We start from the raw sequence: 11,305 nt of genomic DNA on the forward strand, positions 1-11,305 counted from the left end.
GACATGTAGAAACATGGCATCCATGCATTAAAAATTACAACCTGAAAACGGTTTCATAAATAAAAAAGAAGGTTCTGTTAATGAAATACTGGCAGCCGAAATACGAAACAATGAATCCCGAAGAACTGAAAAAATTACAGCTAAAACGTCTTCAACACAGCGTAAAGCTGGTCTATGACAACGTTCCTTTTTACAGGCAAAATTACAAAGCAGCCGGAGTCACTCCCGAGGACATCAAGACCCTTGAAGATATCCGTAAATTGCCTTTCACGCGGAAAACCGACCTTCGGGACAACTATCCTTTTGGGCTTTTTGCTGCCAAAAAAGAAGACATAGTACGTATCCATGCCTCGTCCGGAACCAGCGGAAAGCCAACCGTTGTCGGGTACACGGCAAAAGATATCGAGACCTGGTCGGACATGATCGCCCGCGATCTCACAATGATTGGGCTTTCAAAAGGTGACACCATCCAGAACTCAATGAATTACGGGCTCTTTACCGGAGGCATAGGCTTCCACTACGGCATAGAAAGAATGGGCGCAATGGTCGTACCGGCTGCAACGGGAAACACCGCTCGGCAGCTCGAGATGATGATCGACTTCGGCGTAACCGCAATCCACTGTACCCCTTCCTATGCCTTTTACTTGGCCGAAACAGCCGAAGAAATGGACCTTATAGACAAACTCTCCTTAAAAGCCGCTATCTTTGGAGGAGAGCCTTGGTCGGAAAACACGCGGAAGCAGCTCGAAAAGCGGCTCAACCTCAAAGCCTACGACTGCTACGGCCTGTCGGAAATGTTCGGGCCAGGAATCGGGTTTGAATGCCAGGAGCAGGACGGGCTGCATATCTGGAGCGACAACTTCCTTGTCGAAGTCCTTGACAAAAACGGAGAACAGGTCTCAGAAGGCGAAAAAGGTGAACTTGTCCTTACTTCCATCAACAAGGAAGGCTTCTGCAATATCCGATACCGTTCAGGTGACATGACAAGGCTTCTTGAATCCGAATGCGAGTGCGGCAGGACAACCACCAGAATTTCTCGCCTCATGGGCAGAGCCGACGACATGCTGATCGTAAGAGGTATCAACGTGTTCCCCTCCCAGATCCAGGATGTCATTTCCCGCATCCCGCAGGTAGGTGAACACTTCCAGCTTATCCTTGACCGCAACAATCACATGCTCGATGAACTTACAATCGAAGTCGAACTTGAAGATAATGCTTTTACCGGCGACCTCAAAGACCTTAAAGCCATCCAGAACTATGTTCAGCACGAACTCAAAGCTGTCCTGAATATCCGCACAAATGTTGAGCTCCTTGAGAAAGGCAGCATCGAAAGGACAGCAGGAAAGGCAAAGAGAATCATCGACAGGCGCCCAGAGCTCTAAACGGAAAAGCAGCCCCAATTAAACAATAAATCAGGGAAAAATTATTTCCTGGTTTTTCTTTAACCTTTTTTGATACCTATTTTTATGATACCTATTTTTCATCAGTCCTTTTTAGATTACTCCGCTTTCTATTATTCAACTTGCATAGCAGATAGAACCGCTTTTCAGAACCCTGGGCAACCCTACGCTCGACGAAGTAGAGTGGTTTTTGCGTAAAGTCTTAATAAAACTGAAATTTTTTTGATTTTATTAAAATGAAGCCTATAATAAGCCAAAATTTGGAAATAATTCATTTTGACCCTCTGAAACAATAAAAAAGTGTTATAAAATATGGTTCTGGCTTGTAAATATAAAAAATGAAGATATATGTTATAGGTAGGTAACACATATTAACCAGAGTTTGTAACCAGAGCTTGAATTTACTTTAATACCTAATTTTTACCTTAACTTGGGATCAAACTTTATAGCCCGGTCGTATAGTATCTCTGAATAGGCTGGTCCGGTCTTTGTTGTGTTCTCCATGTAGGCCCTCCAGGCAACAAAAAGCGGCTGATCCGGCTCTATGCCGTGAACTCCCACGCCGTAGGGAACCTCATAGCAGTATTGATCATCTTCGCTGCAGTTTCTGGCGAGCTTGTAGACATAAAGGTATTTCGCATTGAGATTGTCAGGGAAATATTCCTCAGCAGATCCATTGAAATCTGCGTCTGTGATTGCTCTAACACCATTCCATGTATCTGCTCCGTATATTGCGAAGTTCGAGTACGTCGCCTTTCCTGTGGCTACATGGTTAACCCCATAAACAATTATGAATTCATTGGAATCATTGCCCAGAGTAATTGCCGGTTCTCGCAAGAAAGGATAGTACAGCGAGGTGTTAACGAAAGGAGGTGTAGGCGAAGAGACAGTCTGGTTTGCTGTCCATAGATAGCACGCATCGTTATTGAGACCTACTGCGTTAATTCCTTTCTGGATGGCATCACTCCCTACAGGAACTGCCTGACTGGTCGGAAGCTCTGTGGCACTTGACTCATTATATTTGTTGAGAATCGCAATCCTTAGCTCTTCGAGATCATCCATAAGCTCAAACTCTGTTTGCCCGGTTCCGCGGACTCTTAGCTCCGGATAATCATACGGGTCCAGCTCTGTAGTATTGTTGGGAGTAATCCGGAAAACAGTTGCAGGTGTATTATTTATGTAATCATCACCAGCCTGTGTGTCATTGAATAAGGCTGGGCGGACAAACGCGGCAAATGTATCGGAATCATTCTCCAGACCCATTTTTAATATGGTTGATGGCAATGCCTGTGTGTTAATTATATCGTTTGAGTCTCCTGCAGATTGGGCAGCAGCCCTGATGCGTTGATCAATTCCTTTGTCAGCCGTAATTATTATTACCGTGGTTTGATTGAAAGGATTTCCAGAAGAGCCGTTTTGAGTCCCTTCGGTTTTAATAACCAGGTCGTTCACCGTATCTGCTACGTTGGCAAAGATCCATCTTTTTTCATTCCCAATTGTCCTGTGCATTATGAAATTATCGTAGCTGAAGTACTTGCATTCCGGCTGTGTTCTTCCAACGAAAACAACAGCTTCATTAGGACCAAGGTTCCAGAATGGAGTTGTACTCCCGCTCATTCCGAGAGTACCTGTTATTTTAGAAATCCGTTCATCTATTTCATGACCAGCTGCTGCTGGAACAAAATATGCCACATATTTTGTGGTGGGATTATTTCCGTATGCAGAAGGCAATACTCCTTTCTCTAATAACCCGATTAAATCAAAGTAACCCAGTTCACCTTCCTCTACGGTGAATCAGTCCAGTTCCAAAGCCTGTCGAAAAGTCTCCGCATCATATGTTTTCGTATTCTCTGCGAGAGCAATTCTTGTTAATACTGTGAATAAAATGCCAAGTATTATAATTATTATATAATTTTTCATATATAACCCCCAAGTAAATTTATTTATTAATTATTAGAAACCTTGTCAGGACATTGATTTAATTGGAACAGTATATCGGTTGACAGTTCATATTATTTCTTACTCCCACTCTGCTTTGACTTTATGTGGTTTGCATACAACTCACACAGTTGAAATTCCGAAAACCTCCAATAATTAAAAATATAATTATTTATTAATAATTATTCAAAAACGACGGAGGTATAAGCATAAACTCACCCAAGTGTAAAAACATCGACTACATTAATTTCCTCATCGCGGCTTCTAACGCTTTTAGTTGCACTGAAGCTGCTAGTGTCAAGTCAAACTCAAAATGTCGTAAAATAGTTCTTGCACCTTTTCATAAGTAATCTTTAGAATTACTTATGAAAAGATATACTGTATATGATTATGAATACAAACGTTGTGGAGTGCGCAATATGTATCTTGCCTGTGAACCGTTGGCAGGAAAACAAATGGTAAATATTACTGAAAGAAAAACAAGCAAGATTGGGCCTATTTTCTGGAAAAATCGCACTTCAACGTGAGAATGCATTCGACGTGAAAATGCAAATAAAATTACGCTGATAATGGACTATCTAAATACTCATGTCCCTGGATCTCTCTATGAAACATTTCCATGACAGCTAAGTGGAAATTGGATATATTTCAATAAGGTTAATTCCCAGCTCCCCAGCCTCCAATGATGGAGTTCATTTGTAGATTAAAAAGTTGAAAATTTACAGGACTGAAAGTTACAGAAGTGAAATTTACAGGACTGGAAGTTTAAGCTTCCAGAACTGAAATCTCAGGCTTCCAAATTTTTCATATTAATTTCCAGGCATGTGTTTTTCATCATCAAGATTCTCAAAGTCTTCTAGGTTTTCTTCTCTTATCCGTTTTTTAAAGGCCCGGTTTTTCAGGTAGACTGCTACTATTAAAACTGCCAGTAAAAGGAAAATTGGATATTTAAAGAAATTAAGCAGTTCCGAAAGCCTTGATGAACTTTCTGTAGAAGCTGAACTTTTTATATCATCTGACACTTTACCTGAGGAAGCTGAGGCAATCTCAACTACATTTTCAATGCCTCCCGTTGCTGTCATGCTTTCTTTTAAAGGCAGTCCGAGCCTTTCTCCTGAAAGGAAACGCGCATCTCTAAAGAGCTGCGCAAAAACCGTGGAGTTTCGCTCAAAAAGATACGCTGCTCCGTTATCACTCGCTGCAGCAAGGGCCGAGCTATCGCGAGAAATGAACACGTCATTAATATTTCCTCCGCAACTGCAGTTCCAGAATTCCTTCCCACCGAGATCGAGCACATAAAGCGTATCGTCCCAGCTTCCAGCTGCAATGAATGATGCGTCCGGTGAAATTGCAACACTGTAGACATCATCTTTTACCTTGTAATCCCAGAGTTTTGTACCTGTGCTGTTAAACATGTAGACTTTATCGTCAAAACTTCCTGCCGCCAGATACGAGCCGTTGTTTGTCAGGGAAACGCTACTGATCCAGTAAGCAGGGTTGTGTATCCAGGAAAAATCCCCTTTCTGGTTAAGGAAATAGACATTATAATTGGAACCTCCAGCAGCCACATATTGGGCTTGTGGAGTAATGCACACACAATTGATCACACTGCCTGTTTTTCGTTCCCATATTTTATTTCCGTCTCTGTCAAAGAGATAAATGCAATAACTGGAACCACCGGCTGTAACGTAAGAGCCGTCTCTGGAGAGAGCTATACTGCGGACGGAATATCCTGAATCAAAATTCCATAATAATCTGCCCTCTTTATTAAAGAAGTAAATCTTGCCGTCATCACTGCCTGCAGCCACATATGAACCATCGGAAGAGACCACAACACAATTCACGCTGCCCTCAGTTTCGTAACTCCATAGCAATTTTCCTTCCCTGTTAAAAAAGTATGCCTTCTTATCGTTGCTTCCTGCAGCTACACCAGTTCCATCGGGAGAAATTGATACAGTGTAAACAATATCCCCAGTAGTATAATTCCAGAGTTTCTTTCCCTTGGAATTAAAAAGAGAAACACTACGATTAAAGTCCCCAACTGCAAGATAATTCCCATCAGAAGAAAGAGAAACCGTATTAACTATACATCCTGTTTCACATCTGCAAAGCAGGTCAAAAGCTCTGAGTTCCGAAAGATTTATGTTCCCACTATCCGAGTCAACAGGATCTGCAGCCCCCAAATCTGCAAACAGGCCGAAGAGCAGACCCAGCACTATAAATAACCATGTTCCTGCTAACTGTCTCATAGTAATGTATAGTTTAGGAGTTTATTCTTCATGAATTTTTTGTAAAAGTTTACGATTAGATTTGCGGTCTGGATAGAGATGAAAGTGAAAGATAGTCAATCTCACTCCCATTAATGTTATAAGATGAATCACAAATCCAGTCCTCATCTAAGTCTGTACAGATCTCAGAAAAGAGAGATAGGAAGTTAAAGAGATATCTTTTAAGATAAATGGCAAAAAAGACATATCTTTTAAGATAGAGTGTGGAAGAAATAGCTTTAAAGAGATAGCTTTAAAGATAGAAGGCGGGAAAGAAAATGAAGTGATAAGAAGCTGGGTAATATATGAAAAAAATACCTCAGACACAAAATAGCATGATAAGCTTAGCATGATAATCTGCGTAAATAAGTTGCAAACTACCATGCCACCTAAATAATTATGAGAAACGATAATAAAAATAGGTGTTGGATTATGGGTTTCTAGATAAGCTTATTCATTGGATAACGTTTTCAGAAAATCACTTTTATCTTTTTCTGTAATGGTGCGTCTCACCCTACACGGATTGCCAGCAGCTATTACATTGGCCGGAATATCCTTTGTTACTACGCTTCCAGAACCAATGACAGTATTATCACCAATGGTAACCCCCGGATTCACAATAGTGCCACCGCCAAGCCAAACATTGTTGCCTATGAAAATAGGAACGGCATATTCCAACTGGGTATTCCGCACATCCGGATGCACGGGATGTCCTGCAGTAAAAAGACTCAAATTGGGTCCAATAAAAGCGTTGTCACCTATAGTAACCTTAGCGCAGTCGAGAATTGTACAATTATAATTGGCATAAAAGTTCTCCCCGATAGAAATATTATATCCGTAGTCACAGCGAAAAGGTGATTCAATAATGAAGTTCTCACCAGTTTTGCCAAAAAGTCTTTTAATAATTTTATTGCGTTGTTCAATTTTGCTGGGGTGCAGAGCATTAAATTCAAAAATCAACTCCTTTGCAGCCTGACGTTCTGCAAGCAGTTCTTCTCCAAAAGCTCTATATGGTTTGCCTGCCAGCATTTTTTCTTTTTCTCTCATTTTAAACTCCTTTCTTTTTTTCTTATCTTAGCTCCCGTTTTTTCTCTCACCTTAACTATATATTTCTCATATCATTTTTATTGTCGTTTGTTTGTACTCAATTATCATTGTTACACAACAATCAAAACAAGGTCTACTCATATTTTTTATGCTTTTGGGATTGATGGAACGTCGTGTACAGATACATCAAAAAGCAATCAAAAGGAACATCGTGTACAGATACATCAAAAAGCAATCAAAAGTCGCGTTGAAGATTTTATTTTGAAAAACTAATCTGTATCGGCTTGCAGCCAAAAAATATAAAACAAAAATTGAAGATAAAAGCCAGAGCTCTCAAATATTTTCAGCCAGGAAAACAAGAGATCCTTTTTTAGTGCCATTTTCAGAGTAGTTCATCGGAACTTTAAGTTCAATTTCCAGAGCTTTACTTGTGTTGTTTGCAATTACTTCAGAAAAGTCTGGCCAGAAACGGGAAGAAATATAAATACCTTTAGAAAAAACTGCATCTGAAGACTCACTAACCTCAGCGGAAATCCTGACATTACTTATTCCTGTGTTCCTTATTGTCAAAACCTGTGGTTTACTTATCTGTTCTGTTGACTGCTTTGAAGGCATGGTTCCTAAATTGAGGGTATCTCTGTCGATTTCAATGGAAATGTCCGAGGTATTATTTGGTTCAGGCATTCCGATTGTGACCTCTAGATCTACCCCGGTTACGAAAGGAGGTCTGGCAAGTGGAAGATAATCGAAATCGCTTCCATTAATCTGGAGTGGCAAATCGCAGATCCCATCCGAGTTTGAATCGTTTGAGACCTGAGAGAAGCCGGTTCCCTCTGGATTTGCCCAGAAATTTCCTCCCAGGTTTAGACCCCCTACTATATTTGGCCTTGGCGACTGTGTAGTATTCCAGATATTTCCTTTAGTATTCTCGGCTTTCACATTTACGCTATTATTGAAGTAGTTATTATAAATGCGGTTAGCTGCACTGTAGTCCAGAAAGTAAATGCCAGATTCGTTACTCATTGTTATTGTATTGTTAGACAGTTCATTGTCGTGGCAGTCCTCTCTTAAATAAATGCCTGTACTTCCGTTAGAAATCGTGTTATTATAAACTCTGGAATCGAAGACAAAGGTTAGATAAATCCCGTTCCGACAACCTAGAATCAGGTTGTCACGTAGGATGGTCCTTGCCTGAACGTCATACATGTCAATTCCATTACTACAGTTTATGATTTCATTTCTCGAGACGAGGTTGTTTCCACCACAACAGGCAATACTTATTCCCTCGCCGTTTGAAACCCGATTCTGGAACATTATATTGTCCCAGCAGTGAGCCCCAATAATGAGGGTGCTCTCTTCAATAGCATTATTTATCAGCAGGTTTTTGCCGCACCCTTCATCAAGCCAGATGCCATTGCGGAAAAAAGTATTCTTCAAGACTGTACTATTCCTGGAATCCTGCAGATAAACCCCGTACCTATTTTCGAAAAATCTATTATTCTCGACTGTGCAGTTGTTAACCTGCTCAAGGCAAATCCCTGCTGCAGGACAACCAAACCCATCCCATTGGTAAGCAGGCTTATCTGACCCTGAACTGGAAACCTGCCCCAGACTGGCGTTCTCTGAATTATTGGAATTATTGGAATTATTGGAATCATTGGAGTTATTGGAATCATTGGAGTTATTGGAATCATTGGAGTTATTGGAATCATTGGAGTTATTGGAATAACTAGAATCATTGCCCATTTCGGAAAAGTTTGAAGAACCTGAAACATTAGAGATGGTGGAGACAGAAACGTTGGAAACTTCACCTGACCCGGTTATATTGAAGCCGCTGACAGTTACATTATCAGCTTTAATCTGAAACACGCTGGCATTTCTATCCCTCGTCCTTATAAGCACATTTTCAGGGTCCTCAAACTCCGAACTGATCTTTATTCCTGAAACATTGACAACAATATTCTCCTGATATTCCCCGGTTTTCACAATAACTAGATCTCCGGCCGTAGAGTTATTTACTGCAGCCTGGATCGAATTTTCTGGTTCTACGTAAATAACCTCTGCACTTCCAACACTTGCTGAAAACAGAAATAAGAAGACAACAAATGCAGCACCGAATCTCCACCTGTTGTGATAATCTTCAATAAACGTGATTCTCAGAACCAATCCCCCCAGAAAAACTTTACATAACCCCTCCGCTTAGAATACAATAACTTTAAGCCGACAGTTATTGTTTATAATGAAGATAATTTGTTAATATACAGATGAAATTAATAATTTATATATTAACTGTTTCCTTGTTTTTAAATATCCCTTTGTTTCTACACGAAACCCGAGTCTGTAAATAGAGAAGCCTTACAAGCAGATAGAAATTGAACCTCAAAAGTTATAACCATAAAAAGAGCAAAGTGAAACCTGAGTTTAACCGAAATTTAACTTTTACAGGAGATCAGTATGAGGGAAATTGCTCTTACAAAAAAGGTAGAAGACACTGCTTTTAAAATGAATGCGGATTTTATTGGGATTGCAGATGCAGCTTGCTTTGAAGACCCGGAATATACAGGAAACAAACCTCAGGACGTGATGGCAGAAGTACAGTCAGTTATAATCCTGGGGGTTGGCGTACCAAGGGGAGCTTTTGAGACTCTTCCAGCCGGACGGGCCGAATATACCAATACTCTTATGGCAGCAACTGCAACCCTTCGAATAGTCGCTTTTCAAATTGCAAAACTTATTGAAAAAGAAGGATACAAAGCAACTATTGTGCCTACAGAGGGAAGTGAGTTTGGATACTGGTATGCTGACCGCGAGACACTTAAAGCAAATCTGTCCATCAAATATGCCGCATATCATGCAGGACTGGGTAATTTCGGCATAAATCACCTCCTTATTACAAAAGACTTCGGCCCCAGAATTAGAATGACTGCAATACTGACTGATGCCCCACTGGAAAAAGAAGAAAAGGGTACTTTACCGCCGTTTATCAATGAAAAATGCAGCAAGTGCACGAAGTGCATTGAAGTATGCCCGGCTGGTGCCATCTCCTTGGATGGAAAAATTGACAGGCAGAAATGTGCACAGTATATGTTTAATGTTCTGGGAGGGCTGCGCTGTGGGCTCTGTATTAAAGTCTGCCCACAGTAAACTTGCTTGCGGTTTACCAACATCACTTTTGTAATTTTGGGACTAAAGAGATCTGTTTAACTGATAATAGTGAAGAGTAGATTTTGAGTGATAGCAACCGAAAAATAATTTGGAAACTGAGTTTAATGTATCGCCCGGTAAGCTACCTTAAATCAATTGATGCCGAAAGTATCAACATAGATTAGAACTCAGTTAATGCAAACTTACTTAAATCATTCAGAGTTTATGATTAATACCTTTTCAATTATTTTAAAACTATTTGAAGAGGATACGATAATACATCTCGTAACTTGACTTTTAGATATTCTTCAACATATGAATGACCATTAATTGACCAGAAAGGCACATCTATTGCCTTGATTTTAATAGTTTCATCTTTAGTACCTTTATTTATCAAAAATACAGAATCATCTACCGGTTTATCAGAGGTGTTCGGATAAATAAGCAGTACGTTATTTGTTCCTCGCCTGTAAGCATAACTGATCATTTGATACATATCGGATTGAGCTATTCCTTTCTTTGAATCGCTTTTTTCCAGGTTCCATCGGGGTTTATACTTAGTATCAACAATTATCTGCTCCCAGTTTTTTTGTTTGTGAGCAGGATGTCATGCTGAAGATTAAACGTGTTAGGATTGGTATGCAGGTAAAGATCTGATTTCTGAGGCTCTACTTTGAATGTGTCACTAAAATGCTTTTGAACATAGCCGGCTATAAAATCCTCAAAAATATATTCCATCGGGAATAATAAGCTCCAGTTTTTCATTTCATACTCTGCGCAAGAATAAATTCATCAAATGACTTTTCATCCAGTTTATTCCCATCTAGCAGATATTTTAACACATCTTTACGTAGATCCGTAACCGGCCCTGATTTCGATCTGTACTCATATTCTAATGGAGTCAGGTCTTCTTTCGATAGATTATTAAGTTTATTGATTAAAGCATTTTTATCTTCATAAAGTCTGGATATTTCTTTAGACGTATCACACATTAACTGAATACCTTTTTTATTTCGTCTTCTTTCATAGAGACAACTTCCTTTTTATATCCACTAGATGAATTATTTTCTCGCTTTTTCTGCCTTTATTCTTTCAAGCAAAACCTCAGTCGGCCCCCAATCTTCTGTCCTTTGAACCTCTGCCAGCTCTTTTTCATTAAGCAACTTTCCCTCAAATTCTTTTTTCAAAACACTCTGCCTTAGGGCTTTGAATTTTTTCAGATTCATTTCAATATCCTGCTCTATCTTATTACATACTGACAGGCGTGTTTCTATTTCCTGAATCATGGCTTGTCGTTCGGAAAGAGAACAGATAGGGAAGCTTGTGTTTCCAATAATTTTTAAGTTCAGATTTGGCTGAACTCCATCCGAAGATTTCATTTGAATTTCTTTATAATTTTTCGTCAAAAGCCATTTTATTGGTCATCGGTTAAGGAATTTTCTTGCCTAAAAGCTATCGATTTTGCATTAGAAGCCGGCCTTAACTTTTAGCCTATTTACATGAAATCGA

General features: G+C 39.8%; 10 protein-coding genes and 1 pseudogene. 3 read left to right on the top strand and 8 right to left on the bottom strand.

Annotated elements, in window-relative coordinates:
• The first annotated feature begins 80 nt into the window (after positions 1-80).
• Entirely contained in the window at positions 81-1,382 is a 1,302-nt protein-coding gene (locus A9239_RS12100) for a phenylacetate--CoA ligase family protein (protein WP_048117646.1), read from the top strand.
• A gap of 438 nt (positions 1,383-1,820) precedes the next feature.
• Here the strand turns inward: A9239_RS12100 and A9239_RS12105 are convergent, their stop codons facing one another.
• Complete coding sequence (locus A9239_RS12105) at positions 1,821-3,131, bottom strand: hypothetical protein (protein WP_230629171.1); 1,311 nt, start codon at positions 3,129-3,131, stop codon at positions 1,821-1,823.
• Between the two features lie 590 nt (positions 3,132-3,721).
• Between A9239_RS12105 and A9239_RS20515 the strand changes: the two are divergent.
• A pseudogene (locus A9239_RS20515) lies at positions 3,722-3,958 on the top strand (IS630 family transposase); the annotation flags it as partial.
• A 189-nt stretch (positions 3,959-4,147) separates the two neighbouring features.
• Here the strand turns inward: A9239_RS20515 and A9239_RS12110 are convergent.
• The 3 genes from A9239_RS12110 to A9239_RS12120 form a co-directional block, all read right to left on the bottom strand.
• Positions 4,148-5,587 carry a WD40 repeat domain-containing protein gene (locus A9239_RS12110; protein WP_048117650.1) on the bottom strand — a complete coding sequence of 480 codons (1,440 nt, stop codon included), beginning with the start codon at positions 5,585-5,587 and terminating at the stop codon, positions 4,148-4,150.
• A 468-nt stretch (positions 5,588-6,055) separates the two neighbouring features.
• The gene (locus A9239_RS12115) at positions 6,056-6,652 is read right to left on the bottom strand and encodes a sugar O-acetyltransferase (protein ID WP_048117654.1); all 597 of its coding nucleotides are present in this window, start codon (positions 6,650-6,652) and stop codon (positions 6,056-6,058) included.
• 333 nt (positions 6,653-6,985) lie between these two features.
• Positions 6,986-8,818, bottom strand: a complete 1,833-nt coding sequence (locus A9239_RS12120; protein WP_230629172.1) for a nitrous oxide reductase family maturation protein NosD — start codon at positions 8,816-8,818, stop codon at positions 6,986-6,988.
• Positions 8,819-9,106: 288 nt separating this feature from the next.
• On the opposite strand from A9239_RS12120, the gene A9239_RS12125 reads away from it, so the two are divergent.
• A complete protein-coding gene (locus tag A9239_RS12125; protein WP_048117656.1) occupies positions 9,107-9,796 on the top strand; it encodes a 4Fe-4S dicluster domain-containing protein in 690 nt (229 codons plus the stop codon).
• 244 nt (positions 9,797-10,040) lie between these two features.
• Here the strand turns inward: A9239_RS12125 and A9239_RS20520 are convergent, their stop codons facing one another.
• The 4 genes from A9239_RS20520 to A9239_RS12140 all read right to left on the bottom strand — a co-directional run bounded on the left by A9239_RS20520 (position 10,041) and on the right by A9239_RS12140 (position 11,082).
• Positions 10,041-10,370, bottom strand: coding sequence for a hypothetical protein (locus tag A9239_RS20520; protein WP_338041692.1), 330 nt, complete (start codon positions 10,368-10,370; stop codon positions 10,041-10,043).
• Entirely contained in the window at positions 10,367-10,561 is a 195-nt protein-coding gene (locus A9239_RS20525; protein ID WP_338041687.1) for a hypothetical protein, read from the bottom strand. The genes A9239_RS20520 and A9239_RS20525 overlap by 4 nt, the downstream gene beginning before the upstream one ends.
• Positions 10,558-10,788: a hypothetical protein gene (locus tag A9239_RS12135; RefSeq protein WP_048155443.1), complete on the bottom strand. Its 231-nt coding sequence runs from the start codon at positions 10,786-10,788 to the stop codon at positions 10,558-10,560. Before A9239_RS12135 ends, A9239_RS20525 begins: the two co-directional genes overlap by 4 nt.
• Before the next feature lie 69 nt (positions 10,789-10,857).
• Positions 10,858-11,082, bottom strand: a complete 225-nt coding sequence (locus A9239_RS12140; RefSeq protein WP_176722137.1) for a hypothetical protein — start codon at positions 11,080-11,082, stop codon at positions 10,858-10,860.
• Positions 11,083-11,305 lie beyond the last annotated feature (223 nt).

The organism is Methanosarcina sp. A14 (genome assembly GCF_001729375.1).
In the GTDB taxonomy this organism is placed as follows: Archaea; Halobacteriota; Methanosarcinia; order Methanosarcinales; family Methanosarcinaceae; genus Methanosarcina; species Methanosarcina barkeri.